Source organism: Stutzerimonas urumqiensis (genome assembly GCF_003640395.1).
GTDB lineage: Bacteria > Pseudomonadota > Gammaproteobacteria > Pseudomonadales > Pseudomonadaceae > Stutzerimonas > Stutzerimonas urumqiensis.
In genome coordinates this window covers 388,391-414,709 of record NZ_RBZQ01000005.1, presented here as the reverse complement: position 1 = coordinate 414,709, position 26,319 = coordinate 388,391, and the positions used below count along the sequence as shown (strand labels likewise).

At 66.1% G+C, this 26,319-nt stretch carries 22 protein-coding genes; 9 read left to right on the top strand and 13 right to left on the bottom strand.

From position 1 onward, the window contains the following. The coding region (locus D7325_RS12685) for an MFS transporter (RefSeq protein WP_484421930.1) at positions 1 to 938 on the bottom strand (938 nt) is incomplete at its 3' end. Between the two features lie 40 nt (positions 939 to 978). Then, positions 979 to 1,329, bottom strand: coding sequence for an MGMT family protein (locus D7325_RS12680; protein ID WP_120994552.1), 351 nt, complete (start codon positions 1,327 to 1,329; stop codon positions 979 to 981). Between the two features lie 119 nt (positions 1,330 to 1,448). On the opposite strand from D7325_RS12680, the gene D7325_RS12675 reads away from it, so the two are divergent. Then, positions 1,449 to 2,456, top strand: a complete 1,008-nt coding sequence (locus D7325_RS12675) for a DUF481 domain-containing protein (protein WP_120994551.1) — start codon at positions 1,449 to 1,451, stop codon at positions 2,454 to 2,456. A 48-nt stretch (positions 2,457 to 2,504) separates the two neighbouring features. On the opposite strand, the gene D7325_RS12670 is transcribed toward D7325_RS12675, so the two are convergent. Then, the gene (locus tag D7325_RS12670; protein WP_120994550.1) at positions 2,505 to 3,263 is read right to left on the bottom strand and encodes an SDR family oxidoreductase; all 759 of its coding nucleotides are present in this window, start codon (positions 3,261 to 3,263) and stop codon (positions 2,505 to 2,507) included. Between the two features lie 80 nt (positions 3,264 to 3,343). Here D7325_RS12670 and D7325_RS12665 point away from each other — a divergent pair, with 80 nt between their 5' ends. The 5 genes from D7325_RS12665 (at position 3,344) to D7325_RS12645 (ending at position 7,362) form a co-directional block, all read left to right on the top strand. Continuing rightward, the gene (locus tag D7325_RS12665) at positions 3,344 to 4,060 is read left to right on the top strand and encodes a HugZ family pyridoxamine 5'-phosphate oxidase (protein ID WP_120994549.1); all 717 of its coding nucleotides are present in this window, start codon (positions 3,344 to 3,346) and stop codon (positions 4,058 to 4,060) included. 118 nt (positions 4,061 to 4,178) lie between these two features. Next, positions 4,179 to 4,655 (top strand): FxsA family protein, encoded by a 477-nt coding sequence (locus tag D7325_RS12660; protein WP_120994548.1) that lies wholly within the window; start codon positions 4,179 to 4,181, stop codon positions 4,653 to 4,655. Between the two features lie 299 nt (positions 4,656 to 4,954). Continuing rightward, on the top strand, positions 4,955 to 5,248 hold the full coding sequence (locus tag D7325_RS12655) for a co-chaperone GroES (protein WP_120994547.1): 294 nt from the start codon (positions 4,955 to 4,957) through the stop codon (positions 5,246 to 5,248). Positions 5,249 to 5,295: 47 nt separating this feature from the next. Beyond that, positions 5,296 to 6,936 carry a chaperonin GroEL gene (gene groL / locus D7325_RS12650; RefSeq protein ID WP_120994546.1) on the top strand — a complete coding sequence of 547 codons (1,641 nt, stop codon included), beginning with the start codon at positions 5,296 to 5,298 and terminating at the stop codon, positions 6,934 to 6,936. Positions 6,937 to 7,131: 195 nt separating this feature from the next. Beyond that, on the top strand, positions 7,132 to 7,362 hold the full coding sequence (locus D7325_RS12645; protein WP_120994545.1) for a hypothetical protein: 231 nt from the start codon (positions 7,132 to 7,134) through the stop codon (positions 7,360 to 7,362). 10 nt (positions 7,363 to 7,372) lie between these two features. On the opposite strand, the gene D7325_RS12640 is transcribed toward D7325_RS12645, so the two are convergent. The 9 genes from D7325_RS12640 to D7325_RS12600 all read right to left on the bottom strand — a co-directional run bounded on the left by D7325_RS12640 (position 7,373) and on the right by D7325_RS12600 (position 20,936). Beyond that, complete coding sequence (locus tag D7325_RS12640; protein ID WP_120994544.1) at positions 7,373 to 10,432, bottom strand: multidrug efflux RND transporter permease subunit; 3,060 nt, start codon at positions 10,430 to 10,432, stop codon at positions 7,373 to 7,375. Positions 10,433 to 10,489: 57 nt separating this feature from the next. Beyond that, entirely contained in the window at positions 10,490 to 11,668 is a 1,179-nt protein-coding gene (locus D7325_RS12635; protein WP_425452264.1) for an efflux RND transporter periplasmic adaptor subunit, read from the bottom strand. Positions 11,669 to 11,836: 168 nt separating this feature from the next. Then, a complete protein-coding gene (locus D7325_RS12630) occupies positions 11,837 to 12,934 on the bottom strand; it encodes a DUF1513 domain-containing protein (protein ID WP_120994542.1) in 1,098 nt (365 codons plus the stop codon). Between the two features lie 2 nt (positions 12,935 to 12,936). Next, positions 12,937 to 14,013 carry an imelysin family protein gene (locus D7325_RS12625; protein ID WP_120994541.1) on the bottom strand — a complete coding sequence of 359 codons (1,077 nt, stop codon included), beginning with the start codon at positions 14,011 to 14,013 and terminating at the stop codon, positions 12,937 to 12,939. A 31-nt stretch (positions 14,014 to 14,044) separates the two neighbouring features. Further along, on the bottom strand, positions 14,045 to 15,460 hold the full coding sequence (locus D7325_RS12620; protein WP_120994540.1) for a di-heme oxidoreductase family protein: 1,416 nt from the start codon (positions 15,458 to 15,460) through the stop codon (positions 14,045 to 14,047). A gap of 106 nt (positions 15,461 to 15,566) precedes the next feature. Continuing rightward, a complete protein-coding gene (locus D7325_RS12615; protein ID WP_120994539.1) occupies positions 15,567 to 16,922 on the bottom strand; it encodes an imelysin family protein in 1,356 nt (451 codons plus the stop codon). Positions 16,923 to 17,176: 254 nt separating this feature from the next. Further along, complete coding sequence (locus D7325_RS12610) at positions 17,177 to 19,231, bottom strand: putative bifunctional diguanylate cyclase/phosphodiesterase (RefSeq protein WP_120994538.1); 2,055 nt, start codon at positions 19,229 to 19,231, stop codon at positions 17,177 to 17,179. Between the two features lie 241 nt (positions 19,232 to 19,472). Further along, on the bottom strand, positions 19,473 to 20,054 hold the full coding sequence (locus D7325_RS12605) for a superoxide dismutase (protein WP_120994537.1): 582 nt from the start codon (positions 20,052 to 20,054) through the stop codon (positions 19,473 to 19,475). A gap of 273 nt (positions 20,055 to 20,327) precedes the next feature. Then, positions 20,328 to 20,936 carry a LysE/ArgO family amino acid transporter gene (locus tag D7325_RS12600; RefSeq protein WP_120994536.1) on the bottom strand — a complete coding sequence of 203 codons (609 nt, stop codon included), beginning with the start codon at positions 20,934 to 20,936 and terminating at the stop codon, positions 20,328 to 20,330. Positions 20,937 to 21,082: 146 nt separating this feature from the next. Here D7325_RS12600 and D7325_RS12595 point away from each other — a divergent pair, with 146 nt between their 5' ends. The 3 genes from D7325_RS12595 (at position 21,083) to D7325_RS12585 (ending at position 25,098) form a co-directional block, all read left to right on the top strand. After that, on the top strand, positions 21,083 to 21,985 hold the full coding sequence (locus tag D7325_RS12595) for a LysR family transcriptional regulator ArgP (RefSeq protein ID WP_120994535.1): 903 nt from the start codon (positions 21,083 to 21,085) through the stop codon (positions 21,983 to 21,985). A 107-nt stretch (positions 21,986 to 22,092) separates the two neighbouring features. Then, a complete protein-coding gene (locus D7325_RS12590) occupies positions 22,093 to 22,980 on the top strand; it encodes an ATPase (RefSeq protein ID WP_120994534.1) in 888 nt (295 codons plus the stop codon). 207 nt (positions 22,981 to 23,187) lie between these two features. Further along, positions 23,188 to 25,098, top strand: coding sequence for an alkaline phosphatase D family protein (locus D7325_RS12585; RefSeq protein ID WP_177431777.1), 1,911 nt, complete (start codon positions 23,188 to 23,190; stop codon positions 25,096 to 25,098). On the opposite strand, the gene pncB is transcribed toward D7325_RS12585, so the two are convergent. Then, positions 25,095 to 26,291 (bottom strand): nicotinate phosphoribosyltransferase, encoded by a 1,197-nt coding sequence (pncB, locus tag D7325_RS12580; RefSeq protein ID WP_120994533.1) that lies wholly within the window; start codon positions 26,289 to 26,291, stop codon positions 25,095 to 25,097. The genes D7325_RS12585 and pncB overlap by 4 nt on opposite strands. Between the last annotated feature and the right edge of the window lie 28 nt (positions 26,292 to 26,319).

Genomic DNA, 26,319 nt, shown 5'->3' with positions numbered 1-26,319 from the left:
AGGATGATCAGCACGATCACCGAGACGGCCTGGTGGGCGAAATCGAAGTGCGCCGGCCGGTGACGTTCGCGCGCCTGGCGGAAAATCAGTCGGACCGGGATCAGCAGCGCGCGACCGCCCGAGGATAGCGAGCCGGCAATGAACAGCGCATAGAGCGTTGCGCGCGGCCAGGCGAGCGCGATCAGCGCGTTGATCATCGCCGGGACCGAGATGAGCAGCACCAGCAGCAGGCCCACCGCGGCGAGCTGATGGTTGAAGGTGAATTCGGCCGGCGCGTTGGGTAGCGGTGCCGCGGCCACCGGCTCGCGGATCGCCAGGCTGGTCAGCAGGCCGGGCACGATCAGCAGCGCAAAGGCGAGGTAGGTCAGCATCCAGGCGCGCTGGTCGTACTCCAGGGCGGTCGCACCTAGCCATTCGGCGAGGAACAGGGCGCCGGCACTGGCCAGCAGCATGGCGATCCGGTAACCGGTCATGTAGCTCGCCGCCAGCGTGGCTTGCAGGCGGTCCTCGACGATCTCCAGCCGGTACGCGTCGATCGCGATGTCTTGCGTCGCGGAGGAGAACGCCACCACCACGGCGAAGGCGATGAGCATCGTCAGGTTGTGCTGCGGGTTGCACAGCGCCATGCCGATCAGGCCGGCGGCGATCAGCGCCTGGGACAGCACCAGCCAGGAGCGTCGCCGGCCGAGCGCGCCGATCCAGGGCAGGCGCCACTGGTCGAGCATCGGCGACCAGACCCATTTGAAGGCGTAGGCGAGGCTGATCCAGCTGGCGAACCCGATGGTCTCGCGCGAGACGCCCGCTTCGCGCAGCCAGACCGACAGGGTCGAGAAGACCAGAACGGCCGGCAGGCCGGCGGCGAATCCGAGAAGCAGCAGGGCGAGCGTGGCGGGGCTGGCATAGGCGGCGAGCGCATCGCGCCAGGTTTCTCGTGACATACGGCTCGGATCTGTCGGGTTGGAACGCGGAAGCCGCACTCTACCCGCTGTATCCCGTCGATTGCCAGCCGTGCCGACGCATGTCCACCCGGTCATTGACGACCGTCACGCCCTCGGCCCGCAGGCGGGCGCGCTGCTCGTGCCCGGCGGGGCTGCCGGCCGGCATGCTGAGCCTGCCGCCGGCCGCCACCACGCGGTGCCAGGGCAGGGTGGTGGCGTCGGGCAACTGGGACATCAGCCGCCCGACCCAGCGTGCCGCTCGTCCGAGACCGGCAAGGCTCGCCAGCTCGCCGTAGGTCACGACGCGGCCGCTGGGAACCTGCGCAAGCAGGGCGTAGACGGCGGAACGGCGCGCATCGGCTTCGAGATCTGAGGCAGGGTTCTGGCGCATCGGTGAGTCCTCCCGGAAACGGGCTCGGGCGAACTTGCCTCCCGTCTGGTGGTCAGTGGTTGCCGTCACCCCGAGCCTGCGGATAATGCCGCCCTTTTCATCGGACGCAAGCCTACCTCATGTATGCCAGAAGCCTTTTTTGTCTGACCCTCGCCGCCCTGCCACTGCCTGCGCTCGCCGATACCGTCTGGTTGAAGAATGGCGATCGGCTGACCGGCAAGATCGCGGTCCTCGATGGCGGCAAACTGCTGATCGAAACCGAATACGGCGGGTCGATCCCGATCGCCTGGAAGCAGGTCGCCACGCTGGAGAGCGACCGGCCGCTGGTGGTCGAGTTTCATGGTTCGCCCCAGGATGAACTCTCGCGCTCGCTGAGCGCGGCCGACGAGGGGCAGGTGAAGCTGGGCAACGGCAGCGAGTCACGAACGGTGCCGCTGGCGTCGATTTCGCAGCTGATCCATCCCAAGCCGCTGATCCAGGACTTCACGTGGGAGGGCAATGTCGACGTCGCGCTGGATTACAAACGCGCCGAAACCAACACCGACGACTACGACGTCTCGTTCGATACCGAGGCCAAGCACGGGCTCTGGCGCCATAACGCCCAGGCCAGCTACAACCGCGAATACCAGGACGGCGTCACCACGACCCACAACTGGGAAGCCGAGTACGCGCTGGACCGCTTCATCGACGAGCACTGGTTCTGGCAGGGACGGCTGGATTACAAGCGCGACCACGTCGAGGAAGTTGCCCGCCAGCGCACCATCGGTACCGGCCCTGGTTACCAGTTCTGGGACAACGAGCTCGGCGCTTTCTCGCTGGCGTCGCTGTTCAACCGTTCCGACTACCTGTTCGCCACCGGCGAGAAGGAAAACTTCTACTCGCTGGCCATCAAGTGGGACTACAACCGCTACCTGGTCGGCAAGACGTTCGAGCTGTTCAGCACCGGCGAACTCGGCAAGCCGCTGTCGAATGTCGCCGATTATTCGCTCGATTCGGAGCTCGGGCTGCGTTACCGCGTGACCGATTGGGCCTCGCTGAACATGAAGGCGGAGAAGGACCTCGTCAGCGGCTCGGAAGGCGACCTCGACGAGACGCGCTACACCATCGGCTTCGGCGTGGGCTGGTAAGCGCGGCGATGCACGAAGCGGGCTCATGACCCGCTTCGCGAACGGACCTTACAGGCGCAGGCCGCCGTCCAGTTCGAGGATGCGTCCGCTGTAATAGTCGTTTTCCAGCAGGTAGGCCACCGAGTGAGCGATCTCCTGCGGCCGGCCCATGCGGCGCAGCGGAATGCCCGCCGTCATCTTTTCCAGCGCTTCGGGCTTCATGCTGCCGGTCATCTCGGTCTCGATGAAGCCGGGCGCCACGCCCGCGACCCGAATGCCATAGCGCGCCAGCTCACGTGCCCACACCACGGTCAGTGCCGCCACGCCAGCCTTGGCGGCGGAGTAGTTGGTCTGGCCAATGTTGCCGGCACGCGAAATCGACGAAATGTTGATGATCGCGCCTTCGTTCTTCAGCTCGACCATCTTGGCTGCCACTTCCCGTGTGCACAGGAAGACCCCGGTCAGGTTGACGTCGATGACCGACTGCCACTGCTGAAGGCTCAGCTTGGTGATCTCGCCATCGCGCACCTTGAGCAGCAGGCCATCACGCAGGATGCCGGCGTTGTTCACCAGGCCGTGGATCGCGCCGAAGTCGCTCGCCACCTGCGCCACGGTGCTCACCACCTGCGCTTCGTCCGCCACGTTGCACACATAGGCGCGTGCCTGACCGCCGGCGGCCTCGCAGGCCGCGACGGCTTCGTCCAGCCGCTCCTGGTTGAGATCGACCAGCGCCAGGCGTGCCCGCTGGCCGGCCAGGTGTTCGGCCATCGCGCGGCCCAACCCCTGGCCGCCACCCGTGATGATGATGACCTTGTCTTCGAGCTGCATGTCGTGTCCTCATGTCGAACCAAAGGGAGCGCCACGCGGTTCTCTCGTCCCATGACCAGCGAACGAAAAGGAGTCACGGCGTGAGCGCAGAGGCGGTCAAGGATGCACGAGTCCTATTGCTCAAGGAATACCAGGGCGTGCTCGGCACGCATTCCAAGGCGCTGCCGGGCTATCCGTTCGGATCGGTCGTGCCCTACTGCCTGGACGCCGCCGGACGGCCGCTGCTGCTGATCAGTCGGCTGGCCCAGCACACCCACAATCTGCAGGCCGATGGCCGCTGTTCGCTGCTGGTCGGCGAGCGGCATGCCGAAGACGTGCAGGCCGCCGGCCGGCTGACGCTGCTCGCCGATGCCAGGCAACTGGTCGATCCGGCGGCCATCGAAGCCGCGGCCCAGCGCTACTACCGCTACTTTCCCGACGCGCAGGATTACCACCGGGTCCATGACTTCGATTTCTGGGTGCTCTCACCCGTGCGCTGGCGCTTCATCGGCGGGTTCGGGCAGATCCGCTGGCTCGATGACATAACCCTGGCCAATCCCTTCGCCGGTCCGGCCGAAGCCTCGATGATCGAACACATGAACGACGATCATGCCGCCGCCATCGCCCACTACGTGCAACTGGCCGGCCTGCCGCAGCATGTGCCGGCGCGGATGGTCGGTATCGACAGCGAGGGCTTTCACCTGCGGATCGGCGCCGCCGTCCATTGGCTCGCCTTTCCCGCGCCGTGCGACAACCCGGGAGCCGTCCGTGCTGCGCTGGTCGCCCTGGCGAAGGCGTCGTCATGGCCTTGTGCCTGAACAGTCGTGCCGCTCTGCATGATTCCGTTACAGCTGGGTCGAGCGTCCTGCTTGAAAAGCCGGTTCGCGACCGCCACCTTGAGACTTCCGGAAGCCGTTCTTCCGTCAAAGGTCCGTGATGCGTATTTTTCTTTTTCTGTTCCTGCTTTTTCCCGCCATCGAGCTGGCGGTGCTGATCAAGGTCGGCAGCTCGATCGGCGTCTTCGCCACCTTGTTGTTGCTGGTTCTCAGCGGCCTGGCGGGCGTCATGCTGCTGCGCCTTGCCGGCTTCGCCACGGCCTGGCGTGCGCGCGAGCGGCTGGCCCGCGGCGAGCTGCCCGAGCAGGAGATGCTCCAGGGCTTGCTGATGGCCGTCAGCGGCGGATTGCTGATACTGCCCGGCTTGCTCAGCGACTTGGCCGCGCTGTTCCTGTTGTTTCCGCCGACCCGGCGCTGGCTGATCGGCGCGGCTCGGCGCCGTGTGGAAAGCCGCGTTCGCCAGGGCGGCATCTACACCCAGGGCGATGACGCGGGCTTCGATCCGCGAGCCGGCGAGCGTCCGCCGATACAGCGGCCGAACGTGATCGAGGGCGAGTACGAGCGAAAGGACCGCTGATCCGCCATCTCACCCAGAAGCCGGCCGCTTTCGAGCGGCCGGTTCTTTTTTGGGCGCGACGCCGGCGCTCGGAGCGCGCCGACGGTCAGGAAAACTGCCTGAGCCGGATAAAAAATTTTGTTCGACGCCCTTGAAATGCTCTGGCCTGCCCGCATGTAGCGGACACCGAAAGGTCGCTGTCGTCCGACAGTCCGTTTTCTGCGGTCCGCCTGGCGGATCGCGCCCGGCCCCGGCCGGCTTTGCCAACCTGCCGATGCACGGCGCATCGGCCAGTAACCACTCAATAGGAGAGATCGACAATGAAGCTTCGTCCTCTGCATGACCGCGTCGTCATTCGTCGCAGCGAAGAAGAAACCAAGACCGCAGGCGGCATCGTCCTGCCGGGCTCCGCTGCCGAAAAGCCGAATCGTGGCGAAGTCGTAGCCGTCGGCACCGGCCGTGTGCTCGACAATGGCGAAGTGCGTCCGCTGGCCGTGAAGGTCGGTGATCAGGTGGTATTCGGCCCTTACTCCGGCAGCAACACCGTCAAGGTCGACGGCGAAGACCTGCTGGTGATGGGCGAGAGCGAAATCCTGGCCGTCGTCGAGGCCTGATTCTTCGGAATCTCCGTTCAATAATTCAGGATTGAGGATCAATCGAAATGGCTGCTAAAGAAGTCAAGTTTGGCGACTCCGCTCGCAAGAAAATGCTGGTTGGCGTGAACGTGCTGGCAGACGCCGTCAAAGCGACCCTCGGCCCGAAAGGCCGCAACGTGGTGCTGGAAAAGAGCTTCGGCGCTCCGACCATCACCAAGGACGGCGTTTCCGTCGCCAAGGAAATCGAGCTGAAGGATCGCTACGAGAATATGGGCGCCCAGCTGGTCAAGGACGTTGCGTCCAAGGCCAACGACGCCGCCGGTGACGGCACCACCACCGCCACCGTCCTGGCTCAGGCCATCGTCAACGAAGGCCTGAAGGCCGTCGCTGCCGGCATGAACCCGATGGATCTCAAGCGCGGCATCGACAAGGCCACCATCGCCATCGTCGCCGAACTGAAGAACCTGGCCAAGCCGTGCGCCGACAGCCGTGCCATCGCCCAGGTCGGCACCATCTCCGCCAACTCCGACGAGTCCATTGGCCAGATCATCGCCGAAGCGATGGAGAAGGTCGGCAAGGAAGGCGTCATCACCGTCGAAGAAGGCTCGGGCCTGGAGAACGAACTGTCGGTCGTCGAAGGCATGCAGTTCGATCGCGGCTACCTGTCGCCGTACTTCATCAACAAGCCGGACACCATGGTGGCCGAGCTGGACAACCCGCTGCTGCTGCTGGTCGACAAGAAGATCTCCAACATCCGCGAAATGCTGCCGGTGCTGGAAGCCGTCGCCAAGGCTGGCCGTCCGCTGCTGATCGTGGCCGAAGACGTCGAAGGCGAAGCCCTGGCTACGCTGGTCGTCAACAACATGCGCGGCATCGTCAAGGTCGCTGCGGTCAAGGCGCCGGGCTTCGGCGATCGCCGCAAGGCCATGCTGCAGGACATCGCCATCCTCACCGGCGGTACCGTGATTTCCGAAGAAGTCGGCCTGAGCCTGGAAACCACTACCCTCGAGCACCTGGGTAACGCCAAGCGTGTGGTCCTGAACAAGGAAAACACCACCATCATCGACGGCGCCGGTCAGCAGGGCGACATCGAGGCGCGCGTCGCCCAGATCCGCAAGCAGGTCGAGGAAACCACCTCCGACTACGACAAGGAGAAGCTGCAAGAGCGTCTGGCCAAGCTGGCCGGCGGTGTGGCGGTCATCAAGGTCGGTGCCGGTACCGAAGTCGAGATGAAAGAGAAGAAGGCCCGCGTCGAAGACGCCCTGCACGCCACCCGTGCAGCCGTCGAAGAAGGCGTGGTACCTGGCGGTGGCGTGGCCCTGGTGCGCGCGCTGCAGGCGATCTCCGAGCTCAAGGGCGCCAACGAAGACCAGAACGTCGGTATCGCACTGCTGCGTCGCGCCGTCGAATCCCCGCTGCGCCAGATCGTTGCCAACGCCGGTGGCGAGCCGAGCGTGGTGGTCGACAAGGTCAAGCAGGGTTCGGGCAACTACGGCTTCAACGCGGCGACCGACGAGTACGGCGACATGATCGAGATGGGTATTCTCGATCCCGCCAAGGTCACTCGCTCCGCGCTGCAGGCGGCAGCTTCGATCGGCGGTCTGATGATCACCACCGAAGCCATGGTCGCCGAGATCGTGGAAGACAAGCCGGCCCCGGCCATGCCGGACATGGGCGGCATGGGTGGCATGGGCGGCATGATGTAAGCCCAGCACTCCTGGCGTAAAAAAGCCCCGCGTCGTGCGGGGCTTTTTTTTGGGTCATGCGTTTGTAACGCGTCTGCTGCAGGGTAGCGGGCTGCCGGGTTTGCCAAGCGGCTATACCGTTTGTCGGGTCTGTGGGCGTAACCGCCAACGCTACTCTAGGGTTAGCTGACCCATCCAAAAACAAGAGCTTGCGACATGAAGCTAGACATCGTGCGAGGAGCCTTCCTGATCGGCGCGCTGGGTCTTGCCTCCTATTGCGCGGCCGAATGGAGCGAGCCGGACGCGGGGGTGATCAGCGCGTCCAGCGGCATGGCCTTGTGCCCCGTTCCGCCGCTTGCTCGCCAGCCCGAGGCGAGCGTGCGTCCTGATCAAGACCTGCTGCTGTTCATCTACAGCCTGTCGCAGGGGATGGGCTCGCGCGGCTGAGCGCTCGGCGTCATGCAGGCGTCTGTACTTCGTTCGTTTTGCCGACGGTCTCGTCGCGGTGCGCCACGAAGGTGTAGACGGTCGGCAGTACGAAGAGGGTGAACAGCGTGCCCACCGACATGCCGGTGGCGATCACCAGGCCGATGTCGAACCGGCTCACCGCACCGGCACCGCTGGCGAGCAACAACGGAACCATGCCGAACACCATCGCGGCGGTCGTCATCAGAACCGGACGAAGCCGAATCGCCGCCGCCTCCTCGATGGCCTGCCGGATACCCAGCCCCTGCTCGCGACGCAGCTGGTTGGCGAACTCCACGATCAGGATGCCGTGCTTGCTGATCAGGCCGATCAGGGTGACCAGTCCTACCTGCGTGTAGATGTTCATGCTGGAGAAGCCGAGGAACAGCGGAACCAGCGCGCCGGCGATGGACAACGGCACCGTGACCAGAATCACCAGTGGATCGCGGAAGCTCTCGAACTGCGCGGCGAGCACCAGGAAGATGATCGCCAGCGCCAGTGCGAAGGTCGCGAACAGGGCGTTGCCCTCCTGGATGTACTGCCGCGACGCGCCAGCGTAGTCGAAGGTGAAGCCCTGGGGCGCCTCCGCCTCGGCGATGCTGCGCACCGTGTCGATCGCATCGCCCATGCTGACGATCGGGAAACCCTGGATCATCGCGGCATTGAGCTGCTGGAATTGCTTGAGCTGGGTAGGCCGGGCACGGTCATGAACGGTGACGAGCGTGGCCAGGGGCAGCAACTCGCCGCGTTCGTTGCGCACGTAGTAGTTGTCGAGCCAGCCGGGATTGTCCCGGTACGACCGCTCGACCTGGGCGATCACCTTGTAGCTGCGGCCGTCGACGGTGAAGCGATTGATTTCGCTCTCGCCGAGCAGCGTGCTCAGGGTCGTGCCGATGTCTTCCATCGAGACGCCCATCTGCGCGGCTTTTTCGCGATCGATGTCGACCACGATCTCCGGTTTGTCGAACGCCAGGTCGACGTCGAGGAAGGCGAACTTGCCCGAGGCCTGGGCCTGCTCGCGAATGCGCTCGGTCACTTGCAGCAGCGACTCGTAGTCGTTCGCCGTGGTGATCACGAACTGGAACGGCAACCCCTCGCCGGTGCCCGGCAGCGAGGGCAGGTTGAAGGCGAAGATCTGCAACCCGGGAATCTGATCGAGCCTGGCCTGGACCTGCGGCAGTATTTCCATCTGCGTGCGCTCGCGCTCGTCCCACGGCTTGAGCAGCATGCCGCCGACGCCGCTCTGCACGCCATCGAAACCGTTGATCTGGAACGAGGAGTAGTACTCCGGGAACGACTCGAAGATCTCCAGGAACTCATCGGTGTAGGCGTTCAGGTAATCCAGGTTGGTCGGCTTGGGCGCGTTGGCCATCATGAAAACGATGCCCTGGTCCTCTTCCGGTGCCAGTTCGCTGTTGGTGAACATCAGGAACACCGGGATCAGGGCCAGCACGATCAGGGCGAACACCACCACCACCGGCCGCGTGTCGAGCGTGCCATGCAAGGCGCGGCGATAGCGCTGCTGCAGACGGTCGAAGAGCTGGTCGAGGCGGTGCGCCAAGCCATGCTCGTTCACCTCGTGGCGCAGCAGGCGCGAACACATCATCGGCGACAGGGTCAGCGCGACGATTCCGCTGATGATCACGGCGCCGGCCAGCGTGAGCGCGAACTCCTTGAACAATGCGCCGGTCAGGCCGTCGAGAAAGCCGATCGGCGCGTACACCGCTGCGAGCGTGATGGTCATCGAGACCACCGGCATGGCGATCTCGCGCGCGCCATCGAGGGCGGCCTGGGTCGGGGTCTTGCCTTCCTCGATATGACGGTGAATGTTCTCCACCACGACGATGGCGTCGTCGACCACCAACCCGATCGCCAGCACCATCGCCAGCAGCGTCAGGAGGTTGATCGAGTAGCCCATCGCCTGCATGAAGAACAGCACGCCGATCATCGACAGCGGGATGGTCACCACCGGTATCAGCACCGAACGCAGTGAGCCGAGGAACAGGAACACCACCACTACGACGATCGCCACTGCCTCGAACAGCGTCTTCACCACCTCGTCGATCGAGGCCTGGATGAAACGCGTGGCGTCGTAGGCGATCGTCGCCTTCAAGGCCGGCGGCAACTGCGCCTCGATCTCCGGCATCACCTTGCGAACCTCGGCGATCACGTCCAGCGGGTTGGCGCTCGGCGTGCCCTTGATGCCGATGTAGACGGACGGAATGCCATTGAACGAGCTGACGGCGTCGTAGCTCTCGGCGCCCATCTCGATGCGTGCGACGTCGCCAAGCAGCACCCGGCTGGTGCCTTCGGTCTTGATCGGGATCGCGGCGAAGGCTTCGGGCGTCTTGAGGTCAGTCTGCGCATTGATGGCGGTCACTACGTACTCGCCCTTGATCTCGCCCGCCGCCGACAGGAAGTTGTAGGCGCGCACGGCCTCGTTCACGTCGTCCGCGGAAATACCGTAGGCCGCCATCTTCAGCGGGTCGAGCCACAGGCGCATGGCGAACACCTGGTTGCCGAGGATTTCCGCCTCGGCCATGCCCGGCAAGGTGGCGAGCTTGGGCTGCACCACGCGCGACAGGTAGTCGGTGATCTGCGGGTTGCTGAGTTCGTCGCTGTAGAAGCTGACGTACATCAGCGCCGTCGAATCGGCCGCCTGCTTGTTCAGCACCGGGTCTTCGGCGTTGGCCGGCAACTGGTTCTTGACCGCGTTGGCTTGGCTGAGCAGCTCGGTGTAGAGCCGGTCGGTGTCGGCGCCGATGCGGGCATAGACCGAAATCAGCGAGACGTTCTGCTGGCTCACCGAGGTCATGTAGTCGATGCCCTCGGCGCTCGCGAGGCTCTGTTGCAACGGCTGGGTGATATAGCCCTGGATGGTCTCGGCATTCGCGCCGGGGTAGGCGGTCGTCACCGTGATCAGTGCGCTCTCCATCTGCGGATACTGGCGCACGTTCAGTTCGGTGAAGGCCTGGAAGCCCAGCAGCACGATCAGCAGGCTGACGACGGTCGCCAGCACGGGGCGCCGGATGAAAGGATCGGTCAGTGCCATGAGTCTGTTTCCTATCTCGCCGGGGCGTCGTCGCCCCGGTCGGGAAGCAATGAGCCGTTACTCGGCCGTATCGGGCGTACGCGGGTCGAGCGTGCGGGTTTCGGCCAGCGTGACGGGTGTGCCGTTGTCCAGCTTGAGCTGCCCGGCCACCACCACGCGCTCACCTGGCTCGATGCCTTCGGTCAGCACGACCAGGCCATCGCGGCGATCGCCGGTCTCGACGAATCGCCGTTCGAGCACAAGGCCGTCGCTCGCGGCAGGGCTGGCAGCCTGTTCGGCATCGGCATCGGCATCGGCATCGGCATCGGCCTGTGCCGCAGCCGCTGGCTTGTCCACCACCACGAATACCGCATCGCCATACAGGCTGTAGCTGACCGCGGTTTCCGGCACGACCACGCGCGGCGCCTCGATCGGCAGCAGCACCCGCAGATCGGCGAACATGCCCGGCAGCAGGCGTCCGTCCGGGTTGTCGAGCTCGGCGCGCACCTGGACGTTGCGTGTGCTGATGTCGACCTTCGGGTTGATCGCCGTGATCGTGCCTTCGAACGTCTCGCCGGGGTAGGCCGCCAGTTCCAGGCGGACCGGCTGGCCGACCGCGACCTGTGGCACCTGCTGTTCGGGCAGCGAAAAATCGACCTGTAGCGTGCTGAGGTCCTGGAGCGTCGCGATCGGCGTGCCGGCGCTGAGGTAGTCGCCGAGGTCGACCTGACGCAGGCCGATGGTGCCGCTGAAGGGCGCGAGGATGCGTTTCTTTGCCAGTGAGGCCTTCAACTGCTCGACCGATGCGCTGGCTTTCTGGAGGCTCGCTTCGAGGCGGTCGAATTCGCTGCGCGACAGCGCCTGGCGGGCTAGCAGACTGCGGCCGCGCTCGTACTCGGCGCGTGCCAGGCCCAGCTCGGCTTCGGCGGTGGCGAGGTTGGCCTGCTCGACGGCCGCGTCGAGGACTATCAGCGGCTGGTTCTTCTCGACCTTCTGCCCCGAACGGAACGACACGGCGCTGACCGTGCCGGCGACCTCGGTGGTCAGGTCGATGCCCTGCACGGCGCGCAGGGTGCCGATCGAGCGCAGCTGCGACTGCCATGTCTGCAGGCGCGCTTCGGCGGCCTCCACCGCTACGGCCGGCTTGGGTGCCTGGAACTGGGCGATCTGGCGGGAAATGGCGTTGTATTTGAAGGCGGCGAGGATCAAGACGACGACGATCACCGCGCCCAGCATGATCAGCATGCGGCGGCGCAACATGTACCTTTCCTTGGGTCGAATCAGGAGCCTTGGTGGCGGGGCCTGCCTTCCGGTCGGAAGGGCAGGCTGTGCACATTAGTCGGCGCCCGGAGGTTAGTCAAAGCCGCCGGGCGCCGCCGTGCGAGCGAGCGATGAATGCGTGCGGAACAGGCGCCCGCGCGGTGGTCAGGCCAGGCGCAAGTGGTTGTCCCACAGGCCCGCAGGCAGCTCCAGTGCGCTGGCGAGGATGCGCTCGCCGCGGCAATCGTAGAGGCGGCAGCGTCCCTGGCCGGAGCTGACCACGAAGCCTTCGTCGACCGCCCCGACGCCGGCGCAGTCGGGCAGCGGCGCGTCCAGGCGCAGCTCGGCGGTATCCAGGTCCCACATGAAGACGCGGTTGCCCCGCGGCGCGGTGACGGCCAGCAGCCGCAGGTCATCGTGGATGGCCAGGCTGGCGGTGTACTGGTTCATCATCTGGCGCTGCGCTTCGCCGAGCGGGAACGGCTGGAAGGCCTGGCCCGGACGCTTGATCGCCAGCAGCGGCGCCTTGTCCAGCGGGTTGCCTTCGTACTGCTGGCCGGACACCACGGTGCCATCCCGCGCGACGGCGAGATGGCGAACGCTGTTCATCTGCTCGGGCAGCCGCTCCTTGCTGACCAGCGTTCCATCGCGCTTGAGCAGCACGAGGCTGGGCTCCATCGCGTCGAGGTTCATCTTTTCGCGACTGTCGGCTTCGGTGCGGATGCCGCCGTTGGCGATCACGAACGTCTCGCCGTCGGGCATCCACAGCAACTGATGCGGCCCAACGCCGTGCGTGCTGTGCTCGCCGGCGCGAGCCAGTTGGCGGCCGTCGACGCGGTAGACGCCGAGCACGCCGCGGCCAGGCTCGGAGGTATCGTTCTCGGTGGTGTAGAACCACTCGCCGCCCGCATCGAAGATCCCGTGGCCGTAGAAGTGCCGATCCGGCGGCGAATCGATGGTTTGCAGCAGGGTGCCATCGCGGGTATCGACAAGGTAACTCTCGCGGCTCGGTCGCCGGCCGACGAATACCGCGAGCGGCAACGCCGGGTGGGCGTAGACATCATGGCAGCGCTCGGTCACTGGGGTCGCGAACGCCTGGGTGCCATCGAGGCGATAGCCGACCGCGTAATGGCGACCATCGCTGCCGTCGCGTGCCGACAGCAGCAGCGGGCCGGTGCCGGCACGATGGGTCAGGGTCCAGCCGCCGAATGCGCTGGCCGCGGCCAGCACGCCGCCGATTCCGAGAAATGCGCGGCGCTTCATGTTCAGTCTCCGTCGTGGGCGTTGAAGCCGATCTGCACGCCAAGTGCCTGGGCCAGGTCGTTCTGATGCAGGCGATGCAGGGTATCGAGCTGCTCGTACAGCTCGGCCAGTCGGGTTCGGCCTTCTTCGGTGCCGACCAGTTCGGCCAATGGCTCGTCGAAGCTGTCGGCCGTCTGGCGCACGCTGGCGTAGGCCTGATCGATGCGGTTCGCGAGGTCGGCATGGGCGTCGTCGACCAGCGAGCGCAGCCCCGACTCCTTGCCGCCTTGCCAGAGCGCTTCGGCCCCGGCCAGCGCCGCGCCGATCATCGGCAGCGAGGCTCCGCTGCGCCAGGCTTCGGCCTGATAAGGCTGCGGATGGCCCTTGCTCAGGCGGCCGAGTGGGGTGCCGAGTTTTTTCTTCAGGGCGTCGAGCGCGGTCACCTGCACGCGCAGCAGGTCGGCGATCGCTTCGTTGGGGTCGGCGTAGCGTGCATTGGGAAAGGTGCGCAGTTGCGAGGCCATGCCATCGTCGCCTTCCCACTGGCCGAGGATGTCCGCCGACAGCTTCTGCTGATGGTCGCCAATGGCGATCAGCAGCGGGCAGTAACGGGCCCTCACCTGTGCGTCGGATAGGTCGACCGTCTTGTCGTGCAGCACGTATTCGTAGGCCGTAAGGCCCTGCACCACGACGCTGCCTTCCTCGACGTCGGCGCTGGTCAGGTCCGGGTTGGCCTTGAGCAGGTTGCCGACCTGGCGGCCGACGAGGTTCTTCTTGTCCGGCCAGAACTGCACCTGCCAGGCGCGGTTGCCTTCGCCGAGCGGGCCGACCAGCATCGGTTGCAGGCCGCTCCAGGCCAGTTGTGCATCACGCAGTACGCGGCGGGCATCGGCCAGGGATTCGTTGCCGGCGCAGAAGGCGCGGGCGCTGGCGGCGAGGCGGCGGTCGGTCTCCGTCCACTGGGTATAGGCCGGCAGCAGCACGCCATCGGCGAGGCCTGCGCTGGCCGCCTGGTAGGGATCTTTCTGCGCGCAGGCGCCGAGCGCCAGGGCGATCGCGGCCGTGGCGCAGGCTGCAATCAGGGAACGGTCGAAAAGCATGGGGCTGTACCTCGTGGCTGATCGTTGGGCCTTAAAGGGATTCGAGAAAGGCGAGCAGCGCCGCGCGCTCGTCGCGGTCGAAGGCCATCACCGCCTCGCGGGCCTGCTCGGCTTCGCCGCCATGCCAGAGGATCGCCTCCAGCAGGTTGCGCGCACGGCCATCATGCAGGAACTGGGTGTGTCCGCTCACGGCTTCGGTCAGCCCGATGCCCCAGAGCGGCGGCGTGCGCCATTCCCTTCCGTTGGCGATGAATTCGGGCCGGTGATCGGCCAGGCCTTCGCCCATGTCGTGCAGGAGCAGGTCGGTGTAGGGGCGGATGGTCTGGTTGGCGAGTTCCGGCTCGACGCCTTCGGCCGCGGTGGTGAAGGTCGGCACATGGCATTTCGCACAGCCCGCCTGATGGAACAGGCTTTTACCGCGAAGAACCTCAGCGTCGTCCACGTTGCGGCGCGCCGGAACCCCGAGGTTGCGAGTGTAGAAGGTCACCGCATCGAGCAGCTTGTCGCTGACCTCCGGCGTACCTCCGTGCGCGGCAGAGCGGCAGGCCAGCTGTGCCTCGGTGCAATCGTCCAGCGTGGCGAGCATGCTGGTCAGCCCCATGTCGCTGGCGAAGGCCTGGGCGTTCTGCTGCTCGAGCGTCGGCAATCCGGCCTTCCAGCCGAACCGGCCCAGGTCGGTCGACTGGGTGCGGGTGTTCCAGACACGGTTGGCACGGCCGGAAATACCGTCGCCGTCCTGGTCTTCCGGGTCGGCATTGGCGAGGATCGCCGCCTCGGGGATGGCTTCCAGCAGACCGAGGCCGATCATGGGCGGTGCAACCCGTGCCGAAAGTTGGGCTTGCGGGTGCAGGGGGCCATAGGCGAGCTGGTCGAGCTTCAGTTCCGGGTCGCGCAGGGTGATCTGGGTGCCGTCGTCCAGCTCGACCTCGACCGGTCGATAGTCGACACGGATGCGCACCTCCGGCTCGACGCCGGGGTTGGCCATGTCTTGCAACTGGCCGCCGTAGACGGGCTCGGGGATGTTGCCGAGCCGTTCCAGCAATGCCTGGTGCTGCTCGTCCGCCGGGATCGAGACGCGCACCAGCATCGAGACGGACGAGGCGGCGTCCGGTCCCGGGGGGTGCCCGCGGCCATCCTTGATGTGGCAGTTCTGGCAGGCATTGGTGTTCATCAATGGGCCGATGCCGTCGCGGGCCGTGGTCGTGGCCGGCGCGATGACCCAGGGATTACGGAAGAAACTGTTGCCGACGCTGAAGTCCAGCCGGCGCAAGGGCGGCAGGTTCGCCGAAGGCAGGGAAAAGGCGTTGTGATCCTGCTGCCTCACCGTTGCGTCTCCACCCGACAACGCCTCGCCCGGCTCGGCTTTCAGGAAGCGCGGGTCGGTCTCGTCGCAGCCGCTCAGGCTGATGGCTAGGAAGACGGCAAGCGGAAGGTACAGCGGGCGCATCGAAAGAGGTACCGGTCGCACGGGGCGATGAGGTTGGGCGGTCGGCAGGCGACCAGGCGATTCAAGGGCAGGGCTGACGGCCCGGGCTGACCCGGGCCGTCTCCGGTCAGAACTGATGATCGGCGGTGTCCGGGTTCAGGTTGTCGATGCCCAGGGCACCGGCAGCCTGCTCGATGGCGGCGGTCTGTTCGACCAACGCCGCGATGGCGGCCCGCACCAGTTCCTGGCCTTCCTGGTTGTCGGCGGCGATGAGCTGGTCGAAGGCCTTGCCGTTATCGGCGCTCTCGACCAGGGCCTGCATCTTGGCTTCGGTGGTCTCCAGGTCGGCCCGCAGGTCGGCGTCGACTTCCGGGTTTTGCGCCTGCACCAGCGACGACAGGCTCGGGCCTTCCAGCGTGGTGCCGTCGATGCGCTGGTACTGGCCGAGGTACACGTTGCGAATGCCCTTGGCGTTGTAGAAGTGCGAGTTGTGGGTGTTGTCGCTGAAGCAGTCGTGCTCGTCTTCGGTGGAGTTGGCTTCCAGCGCGACTTTCATGCGCTCGCCGGCCAGTTCGCCGAGCGACAGGCTGCCCATGCCGAACAGCATCTTGCGCAGGCCGTTTTCGGCCGGTTCGGCCAGCAGCGTGGCGCGGTAGTTGCCGTCCTGATTCGGCTGCCATTCGGCGACCATCACCTTCAGGTCGTCGACCAGCAGGTCGGTCACGGCCTTGAGATATGCGCGACGACGATCGCAGTTGCCGCCGGTGCAGCCTTCGCCTTCGACGTAGTCGGTCGCCGGACGCTCGCCGGCACCTGGGCCGGTGCCGTTCAGGTCCTGGCCCCACAGCAGGAATTCGATGGCGTGATAGCCGGTGGCGACGTTCGCCTCGGAGCCGGCCAGTTCGTTCAGGCTGGCAAGCTTCTCGCCGGTGATCTCGGTGACGTCGATCGTGTCTTCGCCGACCTGGATCTGCTCGTTGGCGACGATGTTGGCGGTCGCGCCCGGATTGCCGAGACCGTGCTGGTAGTCGCCGGCCACGTAGTCGATCAGGCCTTCATCGAGCGGCCAGGCGTTGAGTTGACCCTCCCACTCGTCCACGACCGGGTTGCCGAAGCGGAACACTTCGGTCTGCATGTAGGGCACGCGGGCGGCCAGCCAGGCCTGGCGGGCGGCCGTGAGGGTTTCATCGTTCGGATTGGCCAGGAAGGCGTTCACGGCTTCCTGCAGCTTCACGCCGGCGGCATGGGCGTCGCTGAAGACGGCCAGGGCCAGGTCGGCGTAATGGTTGACGACCTTGGAAGCGGCTTCTTCGCTGACGGCGACCGGTGCCGGCTCGGCCGGCGTCGCGCTCTGCACGGCGGGCGCCTGGGCCTGCGGGGCAGGGGCCTCGGCGGTGTTCTGTTCCTTGTCTTCGCCGCAGCCAGCGAGGGAGATGGCGACGGCCAGCAGGCTTGCGGTAGCCCAGGATGGGGTGCGTAGCATGACGTTATCCTTGCGTTCGTTTGCGTTGCGCCTGTCGGACAGGTCCTTGGGAAGCGCGGCGGGCACGCTTCAGTGGCGCAACATAATGCGAAACATTTGCATTTTTGGAAAGTCACGAATGCCGTCGATTGCGTGCGCGAGGGTAACGAGGGGGCGACGGAGTTCACTCGTCGCCCTCGTCTCATGACGAAGGCAGGCCCCTTGCGCCCATGCCGGTGCGATGGGATTCCTGCCTGATCGGTCGGTGCGGTCGGTCAGGAAAGCGCGGCGGGAATTTCCGTGCCCTGCTGCGCGAGCAGCACGGCGAGATCGCGCGCCGGCACGGGGCGGCTGTAATAGTAGCCCTGGCCTTCGTGGCAGCCCTGGGCGATCAGGTAGGCTTCCTGCTCGCGAGTCTCGACGCCCTCGGCGATGACCTGCATGCCCAGGCTCTTGCCCATCTGGATGATCGCGCGAACGATGGTGGCGTCGCCGTCGTCCTCGCGCAGGTCCTGGACGAAGCTCTTGTCGATCTTGATCTTGTCCAGCGGCAGGCTCTTGAGGTAGCTGAGCGAGGAATAGCCGGTGCCGAAATCGTCGATCGCGATCAGCGCGCCAGAGCGTCGCAGGCTGTTGAGGCTCTGCATCGCCAGGTCGATGTCTTCCATCAGGCCGGTTTCGGTCACCTCGACTTCCAGGCTTCCCGCCGGGAGCCGGTAGATCTGGATCAGGTTGCTCACCACGCGCGGGAGTTCGGCGTGGTGCAGCTGCACGGTCGAAAGGTTCACCGCCATGCGCAGGCTGGTGAACCCCTGATCATGCCATTCGCGCAGCTGGCGACACGCCTGGCCGAGCACCCATTCGCCGATCGCGAGGATGCTTCCGTTCTGCTCGGCGAGGGGAATGAAGCGATCCGGCGGCACCATGCCGCGTTCCGGGTGCTGCCAGCGGATGAGCGCCTCGACGCCGGTGATGCGGCCCAGGCCGTAGTCGAATTGCGGTTGGTAGACCAAGTGGAATTGGGCCTTGTCCAGTGCTTCGCCCAGATCCTTTTCCAGCTCCCGGCGCTGCCGCATCTCGGTATCTATGCTGGCGACGTAGAACTGGTAGCGGCTGCGTGAGCGGGTCTTGGCCAGGGTCATGGTGTGCTCGGCCTTTTGCAGCAGCTTCTCGCAGCTGTCGCCGTCATCCGGCGAGAGCGTGATACCGACCGTGGCCCGCAGGCGAACCGGCTTGTCGTCCAGCACGATGGGCGCCTCGAGCGTGTCGAGCACCCGTTGCGCCAGTTCCGCCGCCTCGTAAGGCTGCTCGATTCCCGGCTGGATCAGCGCGAACTGATCGCCCCCCAGGCGAGCCAGTACGCCCAGTCGACCGGTCTGTGCGCGCAGCCGATCGGCGATGGTGATCAGCAGGCGATCGCCGATCTGGTAGCTGAACTGCTCGTTGATGCCCTTGAAGTCGTCGAGCCCCAGGCACAGCACCGCCACGTGGCGTTGCGATCGTGCGGCGTCTTCGAGAATTTCGGTCAGCTGATCCTGCAATTGCTGGCGATTCGGCAGGCCGGTGAGGAAGTCGTAATGGGTCATCCGCTCCAGGCTGCTCTCGGCTTCGCGGCGCAGCTGCATGTTGCGCTCGATCGAGCCGAGCAGCTCGTTAGTGGTATTGACCAGCAGGCCCAGTTCGTTGCGTTCATGGCCGACCGGCATCGGCAGCTTGCGCTCGCTCGGGCGGTCCGGGTTGACCTGCACCAGTTCGCCGATCAGGCGAGTCAGCGGTCGCGTCAGCAGCCATTGATAGATGGCGTACAGCGCGAACCCCATCGCCAGCGCCCGCAGCGTGCCGACCACGAAGATGATGATCGAGTCGACGACGAAGCCCTTGCCGTACAGGCCGGTATCCAGGGTGATGGTGAGGTCGCCGTAGTATTCGCTGTAGGGCGCGCGGCCGATCAGCGGCGTGGAAAACCGCTGCTCGGCGCCGAGGATCGGGTCTGTGAGCCAGCGGGTCGGCAACGAAAGCGGCGGGCGGGACTTGCTGGCGAGCAGCTCTTCGCCTTCGTGGCCGATCGAGGCATAGCTGATCGACTCATGCTGGAATAGCCCTTCCATGACCTGCGCGCCCATCTCGCGGTCCAGGCTGTAGATCGCCTGGGTGGAGGGATCGGCGGACATTCGCAGAATGCGCTGTGCATCGGAGACGATCAGTTGCCGTGTCGTGAAGGCGTCGTAGACGATTTGCGCACAGCTCAGCAGCACGCCCACGCCGATCGCCGAGAGCAGGACGACGCGCAGAAGCTTGCGTGACAGGCTGTTTCGCAACTCGAGCTTCAAACCGCATTCCCTCTATGAGTCTGTGCAGATAGCCCTGGTGGTGAGCGTATAGATACTAGCGAAGTGACAGTATGCCGTCGCCAATAGCATGACGGCTTTAGCCGTTCGGCGCATCCGAAACCTATTTATCGACCACCCGTTGCGTTTCTTTGGTCGTCCCGACGGGTGACAGGTCGCCCTTGTGGGGCGCATCAACGAAAAAGCCCGGCGAAGGGCCGGGCTTTTTTCGGGACAGTGCAAATCAGCCAGCGAAGTTCTTCGCGACGAAATCCCAGTTCACGACGTTCCAGAACGCCTCGACGAACTTGGGACGGGCGTTGCGGTAGTCGATGTAATAGGCGTGTTCCCAGACGTCGCAGGTCAGCAGCGGCTTGGCGCCTTCGGTCATCGGGTTGACGGCGTTGCTGGTGCTGGCCAGGCCGACGCTGCCGTCGGACTTCTTGACCAGCCAGGCCCAGCCGGAGCCGAAGGTGCCGATGGCCGTCTTGGTGAATTCTTCCTTGAACTTGTCGAACGAACCGAATGCGCTGTTGATCGCCTCGGCCAGCTCGCCGGTTGGCTGACCGCCGCCGTTGGGCGACATGCAGTTCCAGAAGAAGGTGTGGTTCCAGACTTGCGCGGCGTTGTTGAAGATGCCGCCGCTCGAAGTCTTGATGATGGTTTCCAGATCCTTGCCCTCGAACTCGGTGCCCGGGATCAGGTTGTTCAGGTTGGTGACGTAGGCCTGGTGATGCTTGCCGTGGTGGAACTCCAGCGTCTCGGCGGAAATGTGCGGTTCCAGGGCGTTCTTTTCGTACGGCAGCGGCGGCAATTCGAAAGCCATTTTCTATCTCCTGCTTCAGGTGTCGAAGATGGTGCGGCTTGCAAGCGTCGGACCTGCGATCCGGGCGTGAGTGTTCTCGACTTCTTGGCCCGTATCGCCTGGACTTCGGTGCGACTGGCTTGCATGGGATGGCCGTTCACGGGCGGCCTGACAGGCGGATCGGGGCGTTCTCCCCGTTCCGCGAGCGGCCGATCATAGCACCCGACCTGCGCCGAGACCACGCAGCAACCGTGTGGAAAAGCAGGTGCCAGAGCGTCGCGTCATGTCGGATCGCTACAGACCGCGTATGAGTTGCGCGGCGATGAAGAACATCATGCAGGCCACGCCGATGTCCAGCAGGCGCCAGGTCAGCGGCCGCGCCAGCCAGGGCGCGAGCCAGGCGCCACCGAGCGCGAGGGCCAGGAACCAGACCGTCGATGCGCACGCGGCGCCGAGCGCATAGGCGCCGGGGGTGGGTTGCTGCGCGCCGAGCGAGCCGATCAGCAGCACGGTGTCGAGATACACGTGCGGATTAAGCAGCGTGACGGCCAGGGTGGTGGCCAGCACGGCCCGCCGGGACCGGCGAGTGCCTTCGCCCTGCAGCAACGCCTGCGGGCGCAGTGCCCGACGCAGGGCTTGCGCACCGTACCAGAGCAGGAAGGCGACCCCGCCCCAGCGAGCGATCTCGTGGAGCGTCGGGCTCTCGGTCAGCAGGGCCGCCAACCCGAACACGCCCGCGCTGACCAGCGCGATGTCGCAGACGATGCACAGCAGCGCGACCGCCATGTGATGCTCGCGGCGCAGGCTTTGGGCGAGCACGAAAGCGTTCTGCGCGCCGATGGCCATGATCAGGCCGCCCGTCACGAGCAGGCCGTTGAAATAGCTTTGCCAGAGGCCGGTCATGACGCCTCCAGGACGAAGACGGTGGCCGGATCGAGTGAGGTGTAGCGCGTGGACGCCATGGTGAGACTCCGATTGGTCGTAGGCAGTCTCGCCCGCTGCGGCGTATAAGAGAAATCAATGTTGCTCATCTGCGATAAGGAAAATCGATGCTCGACTACAAACTTCTCGCGGCGCTGGCGGCGGTCGTCGAACAGGCCGGATTCGAACGTGCGGCCCAGGCGCTCGGCCTGTCGCAGTCGGCGGTGTCTCAGCGCATCAAACTGCTCGAAGCGCGGGTAGGCCAACCCGTGCTGCTGCGCGGCGCGCCGCCATGCCCCACCGAGCTGGGCCAGCGATTGCTCAATCATGTCCAGCAGGTGCGGCTGCTCGAGCGAGACCTTCAAGCCCAGGTGCCGACCCTTGACGACAGCCGCTTGCCCGAGCGGCTGCGCATCGCTCTGAATGCCGACAGCCTCGCCACCTGGTGGGCGGCCGCCGTGGCGCCCTTCTGCGCCGAACATCGGGTCGTGTTCGATCACGTGATCGAAGACCAGGACGTCGGGCTCAAGCGCATGCGCGCCGGTGAGGTGGCGGCCTGCGTCTGTGCCGCCGAACCGCCGCTGGCCGGCGCCCGAAGCCTTTATCTCGGGGCGATGCGCTACCGCGGGCTGGCGAGCCCGGCGTTCGTGCGGCGCCACTTCAATGACGACCCCTCGGCGGACGCCCTGACGCGCGCGCCGGCGGTCGTGTTCGGACCGGACGACCAGCTCCAGCACCGCTACCTGGCGGCGCTGGGCATCCAGCGGCCGTTCAACCACCATCTCTGCCCGTCGTCGGAGGGCTTCTTCCAGTTGCTCCTGCGCGGGCTGGGCTGGGGGATGGTTCCTGAACTGCAGGTGCGGGACGCGCTCCGCCGTGGCGAGCTGGTCGATGTGCTGCCCGGCCGCTTCATCGACGTGCCCCTGTACTGGCACCACTGGCGCAACGGCGGTGATCTGTTGGCCGAGCTGACCCGCCAGCTGCTGCACGGTGCCGGTGAGTGGCTGGTGGACGCTGGCGGTGCGGCCTGAGCCGTGGCCTCGCCCCGGTTGCCGGGCGTGGCGGGCCGCCGCTTGTTCCGGGCGCGCCGCGGGCCGTTATACTGCCCGCCATTTGTCACGCGCCTGAAAGGTCCCCGATGCGCAACGATGCCGATGACGATCTGGAACACATCCCCAGCCTGAGCGCGGCTCGCGATCACGACGAGCCCTATCCTGCACCCGATCTCGAGCCCGTCCCGCCGGTTCGCCCGGCGTCCTCGCCCGCGCGCGCCAGCGGTCGCAGCCGTCAGAAGACCGCCGGTGGCACCGGTGCGCTGTGGGCACTGGTACTGGCGCTGCTGGTGGCGTTGGGCGGGCTCGGCTGGTGGAGCCATCAGCAGGTCGGCCTGCTGGAGCGGCAGCTGGTCGCCACCCAGGAGAGCTTCGCACAGATCAGCGAGGAGGCCGCCGGGCGGCTGAAGGACATTTCCGGCCAGGTGGTCGCCACCGAATCCAGCGTGACCAGCGAGAGCGAAGCCGTGAAGCTGCGCATCAAGCAGCTCGAGGGGCAGGTGGCCGAACTGGTGCGCCAGCAGCGCGCCGCCGCTACCGAACAGCAGAGCCTCGCGGGGCGCCAGGCCAACCTGGACAAGCAGGTCGCCGGCCTGGACAAGCGGATCGAAACCGTGGCGGGCAGCCAGTCGACGCAGCAGGCGGCCATCGCGCGAAATGGCGACGCGCTCCAGGCGTTGCAGAAGAGCCAGGCGTCGCTCGAGGCGACCGTGAAGGAGCACGGCAAGCTGGCCGCCCGGCTGGACGGTCTCGGCGAAGAGATCGCGTCGCTCAAGCGCCAGGGCAATCAGAGCGAGGCGGTCCGGCGGCTCGAGCAGGATCTGCTGGTCTTGCGCAGCGAGCTGGAAAACCGCCAGCCGCAGGGCGTCGGCATCGCCGATTTCGATGCGTTCCGCGCCCAGATGACCCGCAACATCGGCACCCTGCAAAGCCAGATCGCCAACCTGCAAGGCCAGATCGACGCTCAGCGTTGATCCCACGCGCGCCGGCCGAACCAACGGCCGGCAGCGCCCTCCAAGCCACCGCCGCCTGCGCCCTGCGCAGCCCTGTTCAGCTGGAGTCGACGCCCTGATCCTTCATCTATCGCGCATCCATCTGCGACCTTCCGCTGCTGGCCTCGGTGTCGACAGGCGCCCCGCGGGGCCGGATATGCCCGCGATGCCGAGCCGCGACGAGTTGCCATGAACGGCACCGAGCCACTGCCGCCGGTGCTGGCCGGTCCGATCCTTCGTCAGGCGCGCCGTGACCGACTGGTGCTCTGGCTGGTGGGCTCGGCACCGCTGGCGCTCGACCTGAACCTGTTCCCCAGGGATGGCCAGTCGGCCGAGCGGTGCCTGCCGCTCGGCGATCACTGCCAGCGCATCGTGCTGGGCCGGCACCTTTGCCTGCACCTGATCGACCTGCCGCTGGGCGAGCCCTTGCCGGAAGACTGCCTGATCGAATACGACCTGCGGCTCGCCTCGGGGCAAGGGATCGCGGCGTGGGCGCCGCACCTGCTCACCGACGGCCAGCTGCCGGCGTTCGTCATTCGGTCGCGCCTGGATCGCCTGCTGCATGGCTCCTGCCGCAAACCGCATCATCCGGCGGCCGATGGCCTGCTGGAGGTGGATCGCGTGCTCACCCAGACGCGCGATCGGCCGACCGAGCGGCCGGGGTTGCTGCTGATGACGGGCGACCAGGTCTACGCCGATGACGTCGCCGGCCCGATGCTGGCGGCCATCCACGCGCTGATCGGCCGGCTCGGCCTGTATGGCGAATGCTTGCGCGGCGCGGTGGTCGACGACAGCGATGCGCTCTACCGACACCCGGCGTCTTACTATGGCCGCGAGAGCCTGCTGCCGGCGTTCGAGTCCACCGAGGCGCTGCGCGAGCGGTTCTTCGGTGGCGTCGAGAAGCCGGTGTTCACCACCAGCCACGGCCAGAACCATCTCGTCACGCTTGGCGAAGTGATCGCCCTCTACCTGCTGGCGTGGTCGCCGGTACCCTGGTCGCTGATCGATCCGCAACCGCCCGAGCTGCCTGCTGAAGAGGCGGCACGCTACGCGCGGGAAGCGATCTGCGTGAAGCGTTTCAGCGACGGCTTGCCGAACGTGGCGCGCGCGCTTGCGCAGATTCCGGTGGCCATGATCTTCGATGACCATGACATCACTGACGACTGGAACCTCTCGGCGCGCTGGGAAGAGAGCGCCTACGGCCACCCGTTTTCGCGGCGGATCATCGGCAACGCGCTGATCGCCTACCTGCTGTGCCAGGGCGCGGGCAACGAGCCGGAGCGCTACCGGCCGTTACTCGATCGCGTCGCCGGGCTGAGCGGGCGGGTCGACGCCGCCGGCCGGCTGGATTGCGTGGCGCACGATGAACTCGTCGATGCGGTGCTGGCGCATCCGGGCTGGGGCTACGCGCTCGATACCCAGCCGCCGGTGGTGGTGCTCGATACCCGCACGCGCCGATGGCGCAGCGAGAGCCGGCTGAGTCGTCCGTCCGGCCTGATGGACTGGGAGGCCCTGTCGGAATTCCAGCAGGCGCTGCTCGACAAACCGTCGGTGATCATTGTCTCGCCGGCGCCGATGTTCGGCGTCAAGCTGATCGAGGCGATCCAGCGGCTGTTCACCTGGGCCGGCCATCCCTTGCTGGTCGATGCGGAAAACTGGATGGCGCACCGGGGCGCGGCGCACGTGATGCTCAACATCTTCCGTCACTCGCGCACGCCGGGACGCTACGTGATTCTCTCCGGCGACGTGCATTACTCCTTCGTCTACGAAATCCACTTGCGCGGCCGTCGCGAGGGCCCGCGGATCTGGCAGATCACCAGCAGCGGTGTGAAGAACGAATTTCCGCCGCGCTTGCTGGACTGGTTCGACCGACTCAATCGCTGGCTCTATTCGCCCCGCTCGCCGCTGAACTGGATGACCAAGCGCCGGCGCCTGGAAGTCGTGCCGCGCATCCCGGACCGCAGCCGCGCGGGCGAACGCCTGTGGAACGGTGCCGGCATCGGCTGGCTGGAACTGGACGAAGCGGGCACGCCGGTGCGCATCGCCCAGCTCAACGCCGACGGCTCGGGGCCCACGCTGTTCAGCGGGACCGATCGCTAATCGACCTGGAAAACGTGCTTGAGGTAACTGACGAACGCCGGGTCGGTGCACATCGTCTTGCCCGGTGAGTCGGACAGCTTGGCGACCGGCTGGCCGCTGCAATGGGTCATCTTGATCACCATGTTCGGCGGCGCGACACCCGGCAGGTCGCAGGTCAGGTAGGTGCCGATGCCGAAGCTGGTGCGTACCCGTCCGGCCAGCGCGCGGTGGATGCGCAGCGTCTTGGCGAAGTCCAGCGCGTCGGAAAACACCAAGGTGCGCGTACGTGCATCGATGCCCAGCCGTTCGTAATGGGCGATCGCCTTTTCCGCCCAGACCAGCGGATCGCCCGAATCGTGTCGCAGGCCATCGAACAGCTTGGCGAAGTACAGATCGAAATCCCGCAGGAAGGCATCCATCGTGATGCAGTCGGTCAGCGCGATGCCGAGCGCGCCGCGGTACTCGCGCACCCAGCAATCGAGCGCGGCGCTCTGGCTGTCCACCAGTCGCGGGCCGAGCTGCTGATGCGCCATGATCCATTCGTGGGCCATGGTCCCCATCGGCTTGAGCCCGAGCGTGCGGGCCAGGTGCACGTTGCTGGTCCCGACGAAGCAGCCGGGAAAGCTGTCCTTCAACCGCTCGACCACCACGCCGTGAACCGCGCGCGAGAAGCGTCGCCGAGTCCCGAAGTCGGCGACCCGCAGGTCGGCGAGCGTCGCCTCGTCCGCCTGCTCGGCCAGCCAGCGGCATTTCTCGTCCAGGCGCTCGGCTGCCTGCTCCAGAGTGGCCTCGGGATAGCGAGCGCGATTGCGCACCTCGCTGATGATGGCCAGCAGCGGGACCTCGAACAGAATGACGTGCAGCCAGGGCCCGGCGAGTCGAAGGGTCAGTTCGCCATGCTCGACGGCCAGGTGCAGGTAGCGCAGGTCGAACCGGAACAGGCCGAGAAACCGGATGAAATCCGCGCGCATGAAGGGGATGGCTTCGAGAAAGGCCAGCTCTTGCGGCGTGGCGCGCAGCCTGGCCAGCGCCTCGAGCTGCTCACGGATGGCCGGAAGGTAGGGGCTCAGGTCCTCGTCGGTACGGCAGCGGAACGCCCACTCGACCTCGGCGTCCGGGTAGTGGTGCAACACGGCCTGCATCATCGTCAACTTGTAGAAGTCGGTGTCGAGCAGGCTGGCGAGGATGGGATCGGCGAATGCGCTTCGGCTCACGGGCACGATGGCTCACAGGCGCGATGCG

Coding starts and splice junctions, on each gene's coding strand:
- D7325_RS12680 (WP_120994552.1), bottom strand. CDS start 1,329: ATGCGCCAGAACCCTGCCTCAGATCTCGAAGCCGATGCGCGCCGTTCC.
- D7325_RS12675 (WP_120994551.1), top strand. CDS start 1,449: ATGTATGCCAGAAGCCTTTTTTGTCTGACCCTCGCCGCCCTGCCACTG.
- D7325_RS12670 (WP_120994550.1), bottom strand. CDS start 3,263: ATGCAGCTCGAAGACAAGGTCATCATCATCACGGGTGGCGGCCAGGGG.
- D7325_RS12660 (WP_120994548.1), top strand. CDS start 4,179: ATGCGTATTTTTCTTTTTCTGTTCCTGCTTTTTCCCGCCATCGAGCTG.
- D7325_RS12655 (WP_120994547.1), top strand. CDS start 4,955: ATGAAGCTTCGTCCTCTGCATGACCGCGTCGTCATTCGTCGCAGCGAA.
- groL (WP_120994546.1), top strand. CDS start 5,296: ATGGCTGCTAAAGAAGTCAAGTTTGGCGACTCCGCTCGCAAGAAAATG.
- D7325_RS12645 (WP_120994545.1), top strand. CDS start 7,132: ATGAAGCTAGACATCGTGCGAGGAGCCTTCCTGATCGGCGCGCTGGGT.
- D7325_RS12640 (WP_120994544.1), bottom strand. CDS start 10,432: ATGGCACTGACCGATCCTTTCATCCGGCGCCCCGTGCTGGCGACCGTC.
- D7325_RS12630 (WP_120994542.1), bottom strand. CDS start 12,934: ATGAAGCGCCGCGCATTTCTCGGAATCGGCGGCGTGCTGGCCGCGGCC.
- D7325_RS12625 (WP_120994541.1), bottom strand. CDS start 14,013: ATGCTTTTCGACCGTTCCCTGATTGCAGCCTGCGCCACGGCCGCGATC.
- D7325_RS12620 (WP_120994540.1), bottom strand. CDS start 15,460: ATGCGCCCGCTGTACCTTCCGCTTGCCGTCTTCCTAGCCATCAGCCTG.
- D7325_RS12615 (WP_120994539.1), bottom strand. CDS start 16,922: ATGCTACGCACCCCATCCTGGGCTACCGCAAGCCTGCTGGCCGTCGCC.
- D7325_RS12605 (WP_120994537.1), bottom strand. CDS start 20,054: ATGGCTTTCGAATTGCCGCCGCTGCCGTACGAAAAGAACGCCCTGGAA.
- D7325_RS12600 (WP_120994536.1), bottom strand. CDS start 20,936: ATGACCGGCCTCTGGCAAAGCTATTTCAACGGCCTGCTCGTGACGGGC.
- D7325_RS12595 (WP_120994535.1), top strand. CDS start 21,083: ATGCTCGACTACAAACTTCTCGCGGCGCTGGCGGCGGTCGTCGAACAG.
- D7325_RS12590 (WP_120994534.1), top strand. CDS start 22,093: ATGCGCAACGATGCCGATGACGATCTGGAACACATCCCCAGCCTGAGC.
- D7325_RS12585 (WP_177431777.1), top strand. CDS start 23,188: ATGAACGGCACCGAGCCACTGCCGCCGGTGCTGGCCGGTCCGATCCTT.